Source organism: Marinactinospora endophytica (genome assembly GCF_054780875.1).
The window spans coordinates 538,122-554,569 of record NZ_BAAGVM010000001.1 but is presented as its reverse complement, the minus strand read 5'-3'; the positions used below and the strand labels follow the sequence as shown (position 1 = coordinate 554,569).

General features: G+C 71.4%; 15 protein-coding genes and 1 riboswitch. Of the genes, 6 read left to right on the top strand and 9 right to left on the bottom strand.

The window, feature by feature from the left end; genetic code table 11:
* Positions 1 to 94 precede the first annotated feature (94 nt).
* Positions 95 to 1,330 carry a DUF418 domain-containing protein gene (locus tag ACYVHU_RS02455; protein WP_078760476.1) on the top strand — a complete coding sequence of 412 codons (1,236 nt, stop codon included), beginning with the start codon at positions 95 to 97 and terminating at the stop codon, positions 1,328 to 1,330.
* A 28-nt stretch (positions 1,331 to 1,358) separates the two neighbouring features.
* On the opposite strand, the gene thiE is transcribed toward ACYVHU_RS02455, so the two are convergent.
* Together thiE and ACYVHU_RS02445 are read right to left on the bottom strand one after the other, a co-directional pair.
* Complete coding sequence (thiE, locus tag ACYVHU_RS02450; RefSeq protein ID WP_235000766.1) at positions 1,359 to 2,009, bottom strand: thiamine phosphate synthase; 651 nt, start codon at positions 2,007 to 2,009, stop codon at positions 1,359 to 1,361.
* A 104-nt stretch (positions 2,010 to 2,113) separates the two neighbouring features.
* Positions 2,114 to 2,473, bottom strand: coding sequence for an Rv2175c family DNA-binding protein (locus tag ACYVHU_RS02445; protein ID WP_078760475.1), 360 nt, complete (start codon positions 2,471 to 2,473; stop codon positions 2,114 to 2,116).
* Between the two features lie 140 nt (positions 2,474 to 2,613).
* A riboswitch (TPP riboswitch) is annotated at positions 2,614 to 2,724 on the top strand.
* Here ACYVHU_RS02445 and thiO point away from each other — a divergent pair.
* From thiO to pknB, 4 genes are all read left to right on the top strand, one after another.
* Positions 2,693 to 3,880, top strand: a complete 1,188-nt coding sequence (thiO, locus tag ACYVHU_RS02440; protein ID WP_498947413.1) for a glycine oxidase ThiO — start codon at positions 2,693 to 2,695, stop codon at positions 3,878 to 3,880. (Overlaps the previous riboswitch by 32 nt.)
* Before the next feature lie 66 nt (positions 3,881 to 3,946).
* Positions 3,947 to 4,147, top strand: a complete 201-nt coding sequence (thiS, locus tag ACYVHU_RS02435) for a sulfur carrier protein ThiS (RefSeq protein WP_078760474.1) — start codon at positions 3,947 to 3,949, stop codon at positions 4,145 to 4,147.
* Between the two features lies 1 nt (position 4,148).
* On the top strand, positions 4,149 to 4,955 hold the full coding sequence (locus tag ACYVHU_RS02430) for a thiazole synthase (RefSeq protein WP_078760473.1): 807 nt from the start codon (positions 4,149 to 4,151) through the stop codon (positions 4,953 to 4,955).
* Positions 4,956 to 5,141: 186 nt separating this feature from the next.
* The gene (gene pknB, locus ACYVHU_RS02425) at positions 5,142 to 7,067 is read left to right on the top strand and encodes a Stk1 family PASTA domain-containing Ser/Thr kinase (protein ID WP_432935968.1); all 1,926 of its coding nucleotides are present in this window, start codon (positions 5,142 to 5,144) and stop codon (positions 7,065 to 7,067) included.
* Between the two features lie 560 nt (positions 7,068 to 7,627).
* Here pknB and ACYVHU_RS02420 read toward each other — a convergent pair.
* The 5 genes from ACYVHU_RS02420 to ACYVHU_RS02400 form a co-directional block, all read right to left on the bottom strand.
* Positions 7,628 to 9,334, bottom strand: coding sequence for a sodium:solute symporter family transporter (locus tag ACYVHU_RS02420; RefSeq protein WP_144389974.1), 1,707 nt, complete (start codon positions 9,332 to 9,334; stop codon positions 7,628 to 7,630).
* Positions 9,331 to 9,714 (bottom strand): hypothetical protein, encoded by a 384-nt coding sequence (locus tag ACYVHU_RS02415; protein ID WP_078760471.1) that lies wholly within the window; start codon positions 9,712 to 9,714, stop codon positions 9,331 to 9,333. The genes ACYVHU_RS02420 and ACYVHU_RS02415 overlap by 4 nt, the downstream gene beginning before the upstream one ends.
* Positions 9,711 to 10,445 (bottom strand): LytR/AlgR family response regulator transcription factor, encoded by a 735-nt coding sequence (locus tag ACYVHU_RS02410; RefSeq protein ID WP_078760470.1) that lies wholly within the window; start codon positions 10,443 to 10,445, stop codon positions 9,711 to 9,713. The genes ACYVHU_RS02415 and ACYVHU_RS02410 overlap by 4 nt, the downstream gene beginning before the upstream one ends.
* Before the next feature lie 151 nt (positions 10,446 to 10,596).
* The gene (locus ACYVHU_RS02405) at positions 10,597 to 11,769 is read right to left on the bottom strand and encodes a sensor histidine kinase (protein WP_498947412.1); all 1,173 of its coding nucleotides are present in this window, start codon (positions 11,767 to 11,769) and stop codon (positions 10,597 to 10,599) included.
* Positions 11,770 to 11,833: 64 nt separating this feature from the next.
* Complete coding sequence (locus ACYVHU_RS02400; RefSeq protein ID WP_078760468.1) at positions 11,834 to 12,436, bottom strand: sulfite oxidase-like oxidoreductase; 603 nt, start codon at positions 12,434 to 12,436, stop codon at positions 11,834 to 11,836.
* A gap of 279 nt (positions 12,437 to 12,715) precedes the next feature.
* Here ACYVHU_RS02400 and aroF point away from each other — a divergent pair, with 279 nt between their 5' ends.
* Positions 12,716 to 13,762 (top strand): 3-deoxy-7-phosphoheptulonate synthase, encoded by a 1,047-nt coding sequence (gene aroF, locus ACYVHU_RS02395; protein ID WP_078760467.1) that lies wholly within the window; start codon positions 12,716 to 12,718, stop codon positions 13,760 to 13,762.
* A gap of 102 nt (positions 13,763 to 13,864) precedes the next feature.
* On the opposite strand, the gene thiI is transcribed toward aroF, so the two are convergent.
* Both thiI and ACYVHU_RS02385 read right to left on the bottom strand, forming a co-directional pair.
* Entirely contained in the window at positions 13,865 to 15,154 is a 1,290-nt protein-coding gene (thiI, locus tag ACYVHU_RS02390; RefSeq protein ID WP_078760466.1) for a tRNA uracil 4-sulfurtransferase ThiI, read from the bottom strand.
* Between the two features lie 180 nt (positions 15,155 to 15,334).
* Entirely contained in the window at positions 15,335 to 16,360 is a 1,026-nt protein-coding gene (locus ACYVHU_RS02385) for a 6-phosphofructokinase (protein ID WP_078760465.1), read from the bottom strand.
* Between the last annotated feature and the right edge of the window lie 88 nt (positions 16,361 to 16,448).

The following is a 16,448-nucleotide window of genomic DNA, read 5'->3' as shown; positions in this document are numbered from 1 at the left end:
ATGGGGCCTCCCCCTCATGGGGGACGCCGGGGTGCGCGCTCGTCTCCCAGACTGAGACACGGCCCGCGATTCCGCCCGAGTTGGAGATCCCACGATGAGCCCGCCCGCCGCCCCGTCCCCCGGCCCCGTTCGCGCGTCCGAGCGGATCCTCGCCCCCGACCTCGCCCGGGGGTCGATGCTGCTCCTGATCGCGCTGGCCAACACCCCCTGGTACATCTGGGGACGGGAACTGAGCGGCTACTCCGTGCATCCCACCGAGGGATCACTGCTCGACCGGGCCGTGCAGTTCGTGATCATCACCGCCGTGGACGCCCGCGTCTACCCGATGTTCGCGTTCCTCTTCGGCTACGGGATGGTGCAGCTGCTCCGGCGTCAGACGGCCGCGGGGGTGCCGGAGCGCTCGGCGCGCGCCCTGCTGCGCCGGCGCAACCTGTGGCTCCTGGTGTTCGGGTTCCTCCACGCGGCGCTGCTGTGGATGGGCGACGTGCTCGGCGCCTATGGCCTGGCCGGCCTGGTCCTCGGCGCGCTCTTCCTGCGCCGGCGCGACACCACGCTGCTGGTCTGGGGCGGTGTCCTGGCCGCGCTGCTCTTCCTGGCCGGGATCCTGGCGGTGCTGGGCGCCGTCGCCCTCACCCTGCTCGGGGGGTCTTTGGGCGCGGGCGACCTCATGGCGGGGTTGAACGCGAGCGTGACCACGGGGAATTACGCGACCTCGGTGGTGGAGCGCGTCCTGTTCTGGCCCTCCGCGGTGGTCGACCAGGGACTGTTGTCCATGTCCGTTCCGATCGCGATCCTGCTCGGGTTCTGGGCGGCACGGCGACAGATCCTGGAGGAACCGCACCTGCACCTGCCCCTGCTCCGGACGGTGGCGGTCGTCGGTGTCGGCCTGGGCCTGCTGGGGGGAGTGCCGAACGCGCTGCACCACCTCGGCGCCCTGCCCCTGCCGGCCGAGCAGGGCTGGGTGTTCGTCTTCACCCAGACGGCCACCGGCCTGGCCTGCGGGATCGGTTATGTGGCGCTGTTCGGGCTGCTGGGGCACCGCCTGGCCGGCCGTGCCCGGCACGGCCTGGCCATCACCGCCGTCACCGCCGTGGGCCGACGCTCGCTGTCGGCCTACCTGGCCCAGTCGGCCCTCTGCGCGCCGTTGCTGGCGGCCTGGGGTCTTGGGCTCGGAGGCGAGTTCGGTAGCGCGGCCATGGCGGCCTTCGCGCTGGGCGTCTGGCTGGTCACCGTCGCCGGCTGTTACGCGCTGGAGCGCGTGGGGCGGCGTGGCCCCGCCGAGGCGGCGCTACGCCGGCTCGCCTACGGTCGCGCGGCCGGCCGGAGCTGATCCGGCCGACCGCCGGTAGAGGTGGGCCTCAGCCCGCCTCCGTCAGCCTGCGGCGGAATTCCGCGGCGGCGGCACGGGGATCGGCGGCCTCGGTGATGGCCCGCACGACCACGACACGACGGGCGCCCGCCGCCACCACCTGGTCGAGGTTGTCCAGGTCGATGCCGCCGATGGCGAACCAGGGGCGGGCGGTGGCCAGACCCGCGGCGTACTCCACGAGGGGGATCCCCGCCGCGGGACGGCCGGGCTTGGTCGGTGTGGCCCAGACCGGTCCGACGCAGAAGTAGTCCACCCCCTCCTGCTCGGCGGAGGCCGCGGCGGCCGACGGGGAGTTGTTGGAGCGCCCGATCAGCGGCCCATCGCCGACGATTTCACGGGCGTAGGGGACCGGCAGGTCGTTTTGGCCCAGGTGCAGCACGTCGGCCCGGACGGCGCGGGCGATGTCCGCGCGATCGTTGACGGCCAGCAGCGCGCCATGGCGTTCGCACGCCTCGCGCATGACCTCCAGCGCCTCCAGCTCCTGACGGGCCTCCAGCCCCTTGTCGCGCAACTGGACGATGTCGACGCCGCCGGCCAGGGCCTCGTCGAGGAACCCGGCCAGGTCGCCTCGTTCCCGGCGGGCGTCGGTGCACAGGTAGAGCCGGGCGGATTCCAGGCGTTCTCGCAAGCTCGCATTCACGCCGCCCAGGTTAGGGCGTGCGGCGCGCCCTCCCGCGCGCCGGCCCACCCTGGGCGGGAGGCGTGGCCGGACGGCCGGCCACGCCCGTCGGGTTCACCGTCAGGTCACAGCAGCATGGCCTGGGCACGGCGCCGGACTTCGGTGCCGCGGTTGGCCCGCAGTGCGTCGATGGGCGAGCCCGGCAGCGACTCATCAGAGGTGAACATCCACCGCAGGGACTCCTCCGGGGCGAACCCGCAGTCGGCGAGCACGGTCAGGGTTCCGGGAAGTCCCTTGACGATCTCGCCGTCGGTCACGAAGGCCGCCGGAATCGACAGTTCGCCGTCACGCACGGCCCCGGCGAGTCGGTGCTCGCGGACGAGCTGTTTGATGCGGTTGGGGCTGACGTTCAGGGCCTTGGCGGCCTCCCGGAGAGTCAGCCAGTCGCCGACGAGGGCGTCGGTCTCAGGGTCGATCTGCGTCACGTGACCCAATTTCCCACACCCTTTCCCCTCCCAAACCCGGTTTCCGCCGGTGATCGCTCTAGGCGTAGCCGCCGCCCGCCCTGCCCAGAGCCCCTCCGCGGTCCCCTCGAAAGGGCGCCACTAGGATGGGCGCGAGGACACGAGAACCCCGCGGGAGCCGGGCGGACCCGGCTGAGAGGGAGGCTGACCGCCTCCGACCGCACGAACCTGATCCGGATCATGCCGGCGAAGGGAGCGGAGGGCGACATCATGCGCACGACGACCGACTTCGACGTGATCGTCGCCGGCGGTGGACTGATCGGCCTGGTCACCGCCTGGCGGGCGGCCCGGCTGGGGCTGCGCGTGGCGGTCGCGGCGCCCCACACCCCGGGCGAAGCGTCGGGGGTGGCCGCGGGCATGCTCACCCCGGCCACCGAGGCGACGTTCGGCGAAGAGGCGCTCATGCGCTTCGGGCTCCTCTCGCGCGACCGCTATCCGGAGTTCGTCGCCGAACTCCGCGCCGACAGCGGGCATGACGTGGGCTACCGCACGGAGGGCACCCTCCAGGTCGCCTTCGACACCGACGACCTGGCCAGGCTCACCGAATTGATGGAGCTCCAGGCACGGCTGGGCATCCAGACCCGGCGCCTCACCGGACGCGAGTGCCGAAGGCTGGAGCCGATGGTCGCCCCTTCCGTCCGCGGTGGTCTCCTCGCCCCCGACGACCACTCGGTGGACCCCCGCCGGTTGACGGCCGCGCTGCGCGCCGCCGCGGAACGGCACGGCGCGGCACTGGTGGACGCGAGGGTCGAGGAGGTCGCCGTCTCGGCGGAGCGGGTCCGCGGCGTCCTGCTGGACGACGGCCGGCGGCTGGAGGCCGACCAGGTCGTCCTGGCGGCCGGTACCTGGACTTCGCGTATCGGCGGGCTGCCCGAGGGGGTGGTGCCCCCGCTGCGTCCGGTCAAGGGCCAGCTGCTGCGGCTGCGCACCCCTTCGGGCGAGGAGCCGATCGTGACCCGCACGGTACGGGGGCTGGTCCGCGGCACCCCCGTCTACCTGGTCCCGCGTGTCGACGGCGAGGTCGTGCTCGGCGCCACCCAGGAGGAGATGGGCCACGACACCCGGCTCACCGTCGGGGGCGTCTGGGAGGTCCTGCGCGACGCCCGCGAGCTGGTGCCGGGGGTCACCGAACTGGAGATCGCGGAGACCTGCGTGGGCCTGCGCCCCGGCTCTCCCGACAATGAGCCGCTGCTCGGGCCGACCCGCGTGCCCGGTCTGCACCTGGCCGTCGGTCACTTCCGGCACGGCGTGCTGTTCACGCCGGCGACGGGCGACGCGATGGCCGAGGCGCTGACGACCGGGGAACTCCCCGACTACGCGCGCCGCTTCGCCGCGACCCGGTTCTCGCACGCCTCCGCGACCGTCTGAACAGCCGCACCCGTGCGGCCGGGCGGTCCGCGCCATCGCCCGGCCCAGGAAGGAAAGAGTGAAGCAGTGGACGTGATCGTCAACGGTGAGCGTCGCGATCTGGCCCCGGGCACCACGGTGGCCGACCTGGTGCGGTCGCTGACCGACGCAACGGGCGGCGTCGCCGTCGCCGTCAACGACGAGGTCGTACCGAAGGCCGCGTGGAGCGGTACCCCGGTCTCGGCCGAGGACCGCGTGGACGTGCTCACCGCGGTGCAGGGAGGCTGAGATGACCACCACCCCGACAACGGACGGTCCTGCGGTGTCGGCCGCCGTCGAACACGATCGGCTCGTCATCGCCGGTGAGGAGTTCGGCTCGCGGCTGATCATGGGCACCGGCGGAGCCCCCTCCCTTCAAGTGCTGGAGGAGGCGCTGCTGGCCTCTGGAACCGAGATGACCACCGTCGCGATGCGCCGGGTCGATCCCACGTCGACCGGTTCGGTCTGGGACGTGCTGCGCCGTAACCGGATCCGGGCGCTGCCCAACACCGCCGGCTGCTTCACCGCGACCGACGCGGTGCGCACCGCGCGGCTGGCCCGCGAGGCCCTGGAGACGAACTGGGTCAAACTCGAGGTCGTCGCCGACGAGCACACCCTGCTGCCCGACCCGGTGGAGCTGCTCGACGCGGCCGAACGGCTGGTCGACGAGGGGTTCGTCGTCCTGCCCTACACCAACGACGACCCCGTCCTCGCCCGCCGCCTGGAGCAGGTGGGCTGCGCCGCGGTCATGCCGTTGGGCGCGCCGATCGGCTCGGGGCTGGGCATCCGCAACCCGCACAACATCGAGTTGATCGTGGAGCAGGCGGGCGTCCCCGTCATCTTGGACGCGGGGATCGGAACCGCGAGCGAGGCGGCGTCGGCGATGGAACTGGGCTGTGACGCGGTGCTGCTCGCCACCGCGGTGACCCGGGCGCAGGAGCCCGTGCTCATGGCGTCGGCGATGCGTGACGCGGTCACCGCCGGCCGTCTGGCCCGGCGGGCCGGCCGTATCCCGGTACGCCGCTACGCGCACGCCTCCTCCCCCGCGGTGGACTGATCCGCCCAGGGCACGACAGCCGGCGGAAAGCGGCGTGACCGGACGCACACCGTCCGATCACGCCGCGCGACGTCCTCCCGGTCGCGGGCGGATCGGGGCCGGCCCCCGCCCGTGGCCTCCGCGTTTCGTGGCGGCACGCGGCCACGACCCGCCCGCATCGTCGCGATCGCCCGTAAACTCACCCTCGTGGACATGACGACTGCGGACCCGCTCGTTGGCGCGACCCTCGACCATCGCTACTCCATCGAGGCGCGCCTGGCGGGTGGAGGCATGGCGACGGTCTACCTTGCGCACGACCTCCGGCTGGACCGGCGTGTCGCGTTGAAGGTCATGCACACCTCGCTCGCCCAGGACCCCACCTTCGTGCGCCGCTTCATCAACGAGGCGCACGCCGTGGCCAAGCTGTCCCATCCCAACGTGGTCCAGGTCTACGACCAGGGGACCGACCAGGGGCGCGTCTTCCTGGCCATGGAGTACGTTCCCGGTCGTACGCTGCGCGACGTGTTGACGGCCCGCGGGCGCTTCTCCCCCGTCGAGGCGTTGCAGGTCATGATCCCGGTGCTGGCCGCCCTGGGCGCGGCGCATCGCGCCGGCATGGTGCACCGTGACGTCAAGCCCGAGAACGTCCTGATCGACCAGGAGGGGCGCGTCAAGGTCGTGGACTTCGGCCTGGCCCGGGTCATCGAGGCGACGCAGCAAGAGCTGACCAGGACCGGGACCCTGATGGGCACGGCGGCCTACCTGTCCCCCGAGCAGATCTCGCAGAGCCTGGCCGACGCCCGCAGCGACGTCTACGCCGCGGGCATCATGCTGTACGAGCTTCTCACCGGCGAGCAGCCGCACACCGGCGAGAACGCCATCACCGTGGCCTACCAGCACGTCAACGAGGACGTCCCTCCCCCCTCCCACATCGTCCCCGGCATCCCGCCCGAGGTGGACGAGCTCGTGCTCCGGGCCACCGAGCGCAACCCCGACTACCGTCCCGCGGACGCCGGCCGGTTCCTCGCCTCGTTGTTCGAGGTCCACCAGGCCCTGGGAGGCGGCACCGGCCCCAACGGGACGATGGTCGGCCATGCCCCGGGGGCCTCCTCCACAGGAGTGCCCGAGAGCGGGGACAGCGAGCTCAACCGGACCCTCGTCGTCGACCTCGATGAGATCGGCCTCGCCTCCGAGGGCTCCGGCCACCGACGGCGACGGAGCGGCCCCGGCGCGAACCTGCCGATCCTGCTCGTCGGCTCCCTGGTGCTGGTGGCCCTGCTGGGCTTCGGCTGGTGGATGCTGCTCGGTCGCTACGAGAGCGTCCCCGACCTGGTGGGGATGTCGCGCGAGCAGGCCCAACAGGAGCTGGCCAGCCACGGTCTGAAATTGGAGGTGGCCGAGGAGGCCGTCTACAGCGACGAGGCCGAGATCGACGCGATCGCCGAGTCGACTCCGGCGGCCAACGGCCGACTCCTTCCGGGCGAGACCGTGACGGTGGCCCTGTCCAAGGGACCCCAGAGCGTCGAGATGCCCGATGTCGTGGGCAAGCCCGTCGAAGAGGCGCGCACCCTGCTGGAGGACAACGGCATCACCCTGATCGAGGAGGAGACGACGGTCTCCTACGACCAGAAGTCCGGGACGGTGCTGTCCTCCGACCCCGAAAGCGGCGAGCAGGCCGATCGCGAGGAGGCGGTGACCCTGACGGTCAGCGCCGGCTTCGAGTTGCCCGGCGTCGTCGGCCGTGACCAGGACGAGGCCAGGAGCCTGCTGGAGGACAAGGGGCTGCAGGTGGACGTCACCCAAAAGCCCAGCGACGACGTTCCCGCCGGACAGGTCATGGAGCAGAGCCCCGGCGAGGGCGCGGGGGTCGAGAAGGGGGTGACCGTCACCCTCACCGTCTCTTCGGGCCCCGAACAGGTCGAGATCCCCGACATCACCGGGTGGAAGGTCGACGACGCGAAGAAGAAGCTGGAGGAGCTGGGCTTCACCGTCACCGTCCACCGGATCCTGGGCGACCGGGTGACCGAGTACTCCCCCCAAGGCGAGGCGGAGAAGGGCAGTGAGGTCCAGATCTGGGCGACCCCGTTCGGGGGCGGCGACAGGGGCCGTGGACGTGGCGGCGACGACGACTGAGGTCCGCCCGCGGGAAGGACGCCTTCTGTCGCCCGGCTTCCAGCGCCGTCTTCGCCCGGCCTCTCGCCGGCCGGACGCCCGTGGTTTCGGGGGCGGTCTCCGGTAACGCGGGCCGGCGGCCCCGTGAGCCCGAAGCGGGGCTCGCGTACCGGGGGTGAGCGTCCCGACGCACCGGACCTCGTCCCCCTGAGGGGATTCCCGTCGTGGCCGGGCCCGCGTCGGCGGATTCCGGCACGACGGTACCGCCCGGGCTCCACCCTCGTGGCGCCCGGGCGGCTCCTTCCGGCGCCGTTCCCCTCTTCGCTCCGACGGTTCCCCGGCCGTCTGGAGCGCGGCGCCGTTCCTCCCCCTGTTCATCCGGTTCCGGGCTGAGCCGGTTCCGGTCGGTCCAGGCCGGTTCGTTCCTCTCCGGCCCGTCCTGTGGCATCACACTAGGCCCAGTGGGGGGCCCGCGGAGAGGTTCGGGGCGTCTGATCGGCGGGCGGTGCGGCGGCGTCGCCACGCGGGGAACGGTTCACGCCGAACGGTCATCCTCGGACGATGAACGGTCATCCCCTGTGTCAGGACGCATGACCCGGCAGGTGCATACGGGCCAGCTTCTCGTCCACGTCCGCGGGCACCCGATGGCGGGTGCACCAGGAGACGGTGACCATCACGGCCAGCGTGAGCGGGAACAGGAACAGCGTCGGGGCCAGCGCGACGGCTCCGCCCTCCACGTCCGTCGTCCAGCCCAGCGCCCCGGCGCTCACGCACAGGGCCGTTCCGGCCATTCCGAAGAGCACCCCCGACGCGGCGCCCACGTCGGTCAGACCGCGCCACCAGATCCCCAGGAGAAGGAGCGGGGCGACGGTCACCGCGCTGACCTGGAACGCCACCAATGCCAGCACGTTGAGGCCCAGCTCGGTGACCTCGGGAACGAGCGCTATCAGGGCCAGCGGCAGGCCCAGGGCCAGGACCGCCCCACCCCAAAAGGCCCGGCGGTCGCCGGCTCCCGCGCACTGGGCGATCATCCCGGCGACCGCGGAGGTCAACGCGACCGACGCCGTGACCACCGCCGCCGCGGCCCCCGCGGCGAGCAGCGCGGTCAACACCATGCCGGTGGACCCCGGCAGGAGGCGCTTCGGCAGCTCCAACGGCAACAGGTCCAGCCGGCCGGTGACCAGGAGGTCGGGGGTGTGGACGCGGCCGAGTCCCCCGAGCAGGATCGGAGCCACGGAGAACACCGAGAGCAGGGCGAGTACCAGGATGAGCGTCCGGCGGGCCGATCTGGGCCCCGTGGTCCCGTAGAAACGGGCCACGAACTGTGGAAGGCCGATGACCCCCAGCACCAGCGCGAGGTAGATCGAATACCCGTCCCATGTGAAGGGGCCCATGTGCACCCCGTTCCACTCCCCCGTGTCGAGCACCGGCAGGAAGGAACGGTGGGGAACGGGGGCTCCCTCGGCGAAGGACATCCGGGTCCCGCCCTCGACCTCGTACATGCCGGGCTCCAACACGACCGCGCCGTCCTCGCCGGTGTAGGCGACCCCGTTGATCCGTCCCTCGACCCGCACCAGGGTCGACTCGGAGACCACGACGTGCTGCCCCTGGTCGATGTCGACCCCCATCGACTCGTGGAACACCGGCGGTCCCGACATCGTCCCGGTGTCCCCCCCGTGTCCCCACCACACTCCGGCCAGCACGAGGGCCGGCAGCCCGATGGCCACCAGCTTGAACCAGAAGTGCAGGGCCTGGAACCCCGTGCTGGATCCCCCGGCCGAACCGAGCACGACCGACAGCGTGAGGACGAGGAGCGCACCCCAGGCGCCCCATTCGGGCACGTGGGTCAGCTCCCGGGTGAGCATCCCGGCCGCGACGTACTGCACCAGCAGGTACAGCACGGAGGCGAGCACGACGCTCGCGGTGACGATCCGGCGCGCCACGCGCGAGCCCAGCCGCCACTCCGCGAAGTCGGAGGGACTGTAGGCGCCACTGCGTCGCAGGGGCGCGATCACCAGCGTGGCCAGCAGGACATAGCCCAGGGCGATCCCCGAGAAGAACCAGGCGCCGCGCACCCCGGAGGCCAGCACGATGCCGCTGGAGCCCAGGAACAGCACCGCCGAGAGGAACTCCCCGCACACCGCGGCCGCCGCCGACCTCGACGACACAGGGCGGACGGCGACGCTGAAGTCGGAGGTGGCGCGGGAACGGGTCAGGTAGCCGACGACCAGGAGCGTGGCCAGCAGAGCCGTGAGCGCCAGCAGCGCACCGCCCATCGGTGAGGTCACGGGAGGTCCCGTCGCGTCGCGCACCGGCACCGTTGTTCACCGCGTTCGACCATCCGCACGTAGCATCCCACCGAGAACAGGGCGAGCTGCGGCAGGAACATCACGAAGACGGCCCAGCCGAACTGGCTGCCGAAGAGCCTCGGGACGGCCCCGCACAGCAGGGGCGCCCCCATGGCGAGGAGCAGGCAGGGCAGCACACAGGCCGCGCCCAACAGGAGCTGGTGGCGCATGTGGGCGGCGATGTCGACCACGCGGCGCGGCGCGGGTGCGAGGGGCTGCGCTCCCCCCTGCTCCGTCAGGGCCTGCCGGGTGGCCGGACCGGCGACCACACTGCGCCGTGTCTTCGTGGCCACGCCGTCGAGGAGGGGCGGCTCGCTCACGCCGGTTCTTCCTCCCCCGGCGGCGGCGGCAGGAGGCGATCGCGTACCTCGCGGGTCTGTCTACGGCTCACCGGCAGCAGCTCGTCGCCGACTTTCACCCTGGTCCTCGTACCGTCGGAGTGCAGTTCTGAGACATGCCGGGCGGCCACCAACATGCTCCGGTGCACGCGCACGAAGCCGGCACCGGTCCAGGCGCGTTCCAGCGCCCCGAGGGTGCTGCGGATCAGGTAGCTTCCCTCCGCGGTGCGCAACCTGACGTAGTCTCCCCGGGCCTCGGCGTACCAGATGTCGGCGCGTGAGATGAAGCGGGTGCGCCCGGCGAGCTCCACGGCCACCCGCTCGGGCGAGGGGTCGGGGGCGTGGACGTGGGTCAGGCGTCCCAGGGTCTCGCTGAGACGCTCCTCCCTGAGGGGCTTGAGCAGGTAGTCGACGGCGCGCAGCTCGAAGGCGGTGACCGCGTGGTCCTCGTAGGCCGTGACGAAGACGATGGCGGGGGGCCGGGGCAGCGCCGAGATGAAGCGGGCGATGTCGATTCCGCTCGGTCCCGGCATGTGGATGTCCAGGAAGAGGACATCCAGGAGGCCGGCCGCGACACGCTCACCGATGAGCCGCATCGCCGTCGTGGCGTCGCTTGCCGTGACGACATCGGCCACACGGGGGTCACGCCGAAGCAGGTAGGCCATCTCCTCCAGTGCCGGAACCTCGTCGTCCACTGCGAGGACACGGAGCATGCCACTGAGAATGTCCGAGCCTTCTGCCAGCCGCAACCGTTTTACGGTAATGCGATGGGATCTCTATTTACCGCACTGTTATTTGCCCCATTTTTCCTTTTATTCCTGCGGGTGGCTCGCCCGACTCCGTCCGGAAGCAGGACAAGCGCCCTCATCCCCCCATCCCCTCGGGACGGAATTTCGGAATACGCAGGTTCACCTTGGTCCCCATCCCGATCCCGGTCTCGATGACCAGCCCGTAGGCGTCGCCGAACATGTTGCGCAGCCGCTCGTCGACGTTGGCCAGCCCGATCCCCGACGTCCCGGCGGCCTCCCCCGCGAGGATCGCGCGCAGACGTTCCGGATCCATTCCCACACCGTCGTCCTCGACGCTGATATGGGCCTCGGGACCGGCGTCACGGGCGGTCAGGCTGACCAGGCCGGTCCCCGTCCGCGTCTCCAGACCGTGCCGGATCGCGTTCTCCACCAGTGGTTGCAGGCACAGGAAGGGGACCTTCACCGAGAGCACCTCGGGAGCCACCCGGACCTTCAGGCTCAGCCGACCACCGAAGCGGGCCCGTTCCAGGGCCAGGTAGCGGTCGATCGACCGGAGTTCCTCCTCCAGCGTGGTGAGGTTGCGGGAACTACGGAAGGAGTACCGCGCGAAATCGGCGAAGTCGAGCAGGAGGGCGCGGGCCCGCACCGGATCGGTGCGGACGAAGGAGGCGATCGTCGTCAGGCAGTTGTAGACGAAATGCGGTGAGATCTGGAGCCGCAGCGCCCGCAATTGGGCGTCGGCCAGCCGGGCGCGGACCCGGTCCAGATCCGCGAGTTCGAGTTGGCCCGAGGCCCACCTGGCCACCTCGACCGTCGCCTCGGTGAGCGCGGGCACACCGGGCCGGCCGAACGCCAACAGCGCCCCCACCACCCGGTCGGCCACCGTGAGCGGGGCGACGGCGCCGCTTCCCAGGGGACACGCCGAGTCGTCACAGGAGGGCCGGGGCAGCGTCTGGGGCCGGCCCCCCGCGAGGACCGGCCGGGCGAGTTCGACGGCGTCGACGCATCCCGGCCCGGCGCCGTCCCAGGCCAGGAGCCCTTCGGCGTCGACGATGGCGACGGCGCGGGCCCCCAGCAGTACGCGCAGGTGCCGCACCGCCCTGCCCGCCGGACCACTGCGCAGCCCCTGGCGCAACGCGGGTGCCGCCAGCGCGGCGATGCCCAGGGTGCTCCTCGTCGTCTCGGCGACCGGCGCGGCGGCACGGCGGCGTTCGGCGGACACCCGTCGCAGCAGCTCGCAACAGCAGGCCAGGGCGATCAGGCCCGCGGTGATCGCGACATAGACCATGCGCCACAAGCTAGAGGATCGGCCTACGGCGGGTGGGGCGTTCTCGGGAGCCACCGCACCGGCTTCAGACCAAGGGTGGACCTTGTCCCGGTTCCTCCTGGTAGGAGTAGCGCTGCTCGGCCCAGGGGTCGGCGAGGTTGTGGTACCCCCTCTCCTCCCAGAAGCCACGGCGGTCGGCGGTCAGGTACTCGATCGCCCGCAGCCACTTGACGCTCTTCCAGGCGTACAGGTGCGGGACCACGAGCCGCAGCGGATGGCCGTGCTCGGGTGAGAGCGGCCGCCCCTCACGGTGCGTCGCCAGCAGGACCTCGGGGCGCAGGAAGTCGTCGATGCGCAGGTTGGCGCTGTAGCCGTACTCCGCCCACACCATGACGTGGGTGACCGACGGCGCCGGCGGCGCGAGTTCGACGAGCCTGGTCGCCGGAACCCCTCCCCATCGGCTGTCGAGGATGGTGAACCTGGTGACACAGTGGAAGTCGGCCACCACCTCGGTGACCGGTAACTCCGCGAACTCCGGCCATGTCCAGCGGTGACCTCGCGGATCCTGTGTCGCACCGTAGACACGCAGGTCCCAACGGTGCGGACGGAAACGGGGCACCGGCCCGTAGTGCACGGCCGGCCACTCGCGTGGCTCGTACTGTCCGGGGGGCAGTCGATGCTGCGACATCGCTCTCCTTCGTGGCCGTCCCGGCAATCCTGCCAGGCTTCCCCGGCCCGCCCGAGCAGACCCCGGTGTCGCGGCGGATACAACGAGGTGCGCTATAGTCACTGTTATGCAGCGGAAGTTTTGGCGCTTTTATGGCTACCGGCCCTTGGGTAGGACGGTCGCCCGACTAGCGCTGCGCTGACACGGACGACTTTCGAAGAGCCCCGGGCCGAACGGCCCGGGGCTCTTTTCGTTTTCCGGCTCTTCCCGATCTCACACCGATTGCTGAGGACGAAGCACATGGTCATCGTGATGGCTCCCGAAGCCTCTTCCGACAACATCGACGCCGTCGTCGAGCTGGTGGCCGCGGCGGGGGGCGAGGCCTATGTGACGCGCGGCGTGAGCCGGACGATCATCGGCCTGGTCGGCGACGTCGAGCGGTTCGAGGGGCTGGGGCTGCGCGCCCTTCCCGGGGTCAGCGACGTGCTGCGCATCTCGGCCCCCTACAAGCTGGTCAGCAGGGAGAACCACGTCAGCCGGACCGTGGTCAGCGTCGCGGGCGTGCCGATCGGCGGCGATGGGATGACGTTGATCGCCGGCCCGTGCGCGGTGGAGACGCCGGAACAGACGCTCAAGGCCGCCCTGATGGCGCGTTCGGCCGGTGCCGCGCTGCTCCGTGGCGGCGCCTACAAGCCGCGCACCTCCCCCTACGCCTTCCAGGGGCTGGGCGAGGCCGGTCTGCGGATCCTGGCGGACGTGCGGGCGGAGACGGGGCTGCCGATCGTCACCGAGGTCGTCGACGCGGCGGACGTGGAACTCGTCGCCTCCTACGCCGACATGCTCCAGGTCGGCACCCGCAACATGCAGAACTTCGCGCTGCTTCAGGCCGTCGGCGACGCCGGCCGGCCGGTCATGCTCAAGCGGGGGATGAGCTCCACCATCGAGGAGTGGCTGATGGCCGCGGAGTACATCGCCCAGCGCGGCAACCTCGACATCGTGCTGTGCGAACGCGGCATCCGCACCTTCGAGAAGGCCACCCGCAACACCCTGGACATCAGCGCGGTCCCGGTCGCCCAGCGCCTGTCGCACCTTCCGGTGATCGTCGACCCGTCGCACTCGGGGGGCCGACGCGACCTGGTGCTGCCGCTGTCGCGCGCGGCGATCGCGGTGGGCGCTGACGGACTCATCGTCGACGTCCACCCCCACCCCGAGACCGCCCTGTGCGACGGCCCCCAGGCGCTGGTCGGAGAGGACCTGGAGGAGCTGGCCACGCTGGTCCGGACACTGCCGAACGCGCTGGGCCGCGTCCTCACGCCGGCTCCGGAGGCGGTGGCCATGGGCGTGTGAGGCGCCGCATCCGGCTCCGCGGACGCCATCGACGTGTCACGACGCGAACGTCCGGGAGCCACCCGGGGCGGAGGCCAAGCGCCTCCGCCCCGGCGGAGCGGGTCAGGCCCCGGCGGGCATCGACTCGGGGCCGCCGAAGTAGCTGGGCTTGTGCAGCTGGGCGGTTCCGGCGAGGTAGTCGGCGAGTTCCTCGGCGTCCAGCCGCTTCTCGATCTGGCGCAGGTCGGCGATCTTGGCGGCGGTCTCGACCTGTCGCGGGGTGAGCAGCGTGCAGCAGTCCTCGTCGGGCAGCTCGGAGATCGCCAGCGTGCCGATGCGACGGGCCTGGTCCATGATCTCGGTCTTGTCCATGCCCACGAGGGGGCGCAGGATCGGCAGGTCCACGGCGTCGTCGAGGGCCGTGATGTTGGTCAGGGTCTGGCTGGAGACCTGTCCCAGGGCGTCACCGGTGATCAGGGCCGCGCCGCCGAGACGGTCGGCGAGCACCTCGGCGGTCTTGAGCATGAGACGGCGCTGGGCGACGATCTGGAGCCGCTCGACGCCGGAGTTCTTGATCTGCTGCTGGGCCTTGCCGAAGGGGACGACGAACAGCCGCGATCCCCCCTGGAAGCGGTCGAGCTGGCGGACCAGGCTGTAGGCCTTGTAGATCGACTCGGGCCCGGTGAAGGGCATCCCCGAGAAGTGCAGGAAGTCCACCTTGAGACCGCGGCGCATCATCCGGTGCGCGGCGACCGGGGAGTCGATGCCGCCCGACATCAGCACCAGGGCGCGTCCGCTCATACCGACGGGGAGTCCCCCCTGGCCGGGCATGCCGTCGGTGAAGACGAACGCCTCGTCCTTGTCCACCTCGATGGACACGGTGTTGTCGGGGTTCTTGAGCTTGACGTCGAGGTGGGGGTGGGCCTTCTTGACGGCGGAGCCGACGTGCGCGGCGAGCTCGGAGGAGATCAGGGGGAAACGCTTGTCACGGCGGCGGGCCCGCACCGCGAAGGTACCGGTGCGCTCGGCCATGGAACGCACCGCGACGTCGGTGATCGTGTCGAGGTCCTTGGCGACCCGGCGTACCAGGTGCACCCAGACGATGCCCATGACGTTGCACATGCGCTCGGCCAGCTCGGCGACCTCCAGGTCGGAGGCTCCGGGCAGGCGCAGCATGATGATGCCCTTGCGCTGGGAGATCTTGAGTTCGGGCAGTCCCTTGGCCGCGGCCCGGATGTTGTTGTGCAGCCGGCGCTCGAACAGGTGCCGGTTGCTGCCCTTGAGAACGATCTCGCCGAGCTTCATCAGGACGCACAGCTCGCCCAGGCCGTCCAGACCCTCCGGGGCACTGGGCGCCGGGCCGACAGCGTCCTCTCGCGCTTCGACGACCGCGTGGTCGGACGTGGCGGACATGACGACGCCTCCCAGGTGATTCGGTGAAAGGGGATCGGGGCTCGCTCGTGGGGTCCCGTACTCCAGTATCGAACACGCGCGCAACCGGTTGGACCACCTTCGTCCCGGCGCGGACCTCCTGGCACGCGAAGGGCCCCGCCCTTGTGAGCGGGGCCCCGAGCGCGGGATCCGTGGACCGGCCTAGCCGAAGAAGACCTCGGCCTCCTGGTAGCGCTCGACCGGAACGGTCTTGAGCTTGTCGGTGGCCGCGGCCAGCTCCACCCGGACGATGGAGGTGCCCTGGAGGGCGACCATCTTGCCGAAGTCGCCGTCGTGGACGGCGGCGATGGCGTCCAGGCCCAGGCGGGTGGCCAGGACGCGGTCGAACGCCGAGGGGGTGCCGCCGCGCTGGACGTGGCCCAGGACGACCGAGCGGGCCTCCTTGCCGGTGCGCGACTCGATCTCCTCGGCCAGGCGCTGGCCGATGCCGCCGAGCCGGACGTGGCCGAAGGCGTCGCGTTCGCCGCTGGCGAGCTCCATCTGGCCCTCCTTGGGGTGGGCCCCCTCGGCGACCACGATGATCGGCGCGTAGTTGGTCTTGAAGCGGCTCTCGACGTGGGCGACGACCTCGTCGATGTCGAAGGGGCGCTCGGGGATGAGGATGACGTTGGCGCCGGCGGCCATGCCGGAGTGCAGCGCGATCCAGCCCGCGTGGCGGCCCATGACCTCGACGATGAGCGCGCGGTGGTGGGACTCGGCGGTGGTGTGCAGCCGGTCGATCGCCTCGGTGGCGATGTTGACCGCGGTGTCGAAGCCGAAGGTGTAGTCGGTGGCGTTGAGGTCGTTGTCGATGGTCTTGGGGACGCCGACGACCTTGACGTCGAAGTCGTGGAGCTGACGCGCGACGCCGAGGGTGTCCTCGCCGCCGATGGCGACCAGGGCGTCGACCCCGAGACCCGCGAGGTTGTCCTTGACCCGCTCGACACCGCCCTCGATCTTCATCAGGTTGGTGCGCGAGGACCCCAGGATCGTGCCACCGCGCGGGAGGATCCCGCTCACGGCCGCGCGGTCCAGCGGCATGGTGTCGCCTTCGAGCGGTCCGCGCCAGCCGTCACGGAAGCCGACGAACTCGTAGCCGTAGTCCTTGATACCCCTGCGGACCACCGCGCGGATGACCGCGTTCAGCCCCGGGCAGTCGCCGCCTCCGGTCAGAACCCCGACTCGCATGCGTGTACTCCTCAAATTCCCGTTGGAAACCAGCGCCATGGGGTCACCCGCGACGCCTCGAACATGGATCATCGACCTCGCGGTGCGC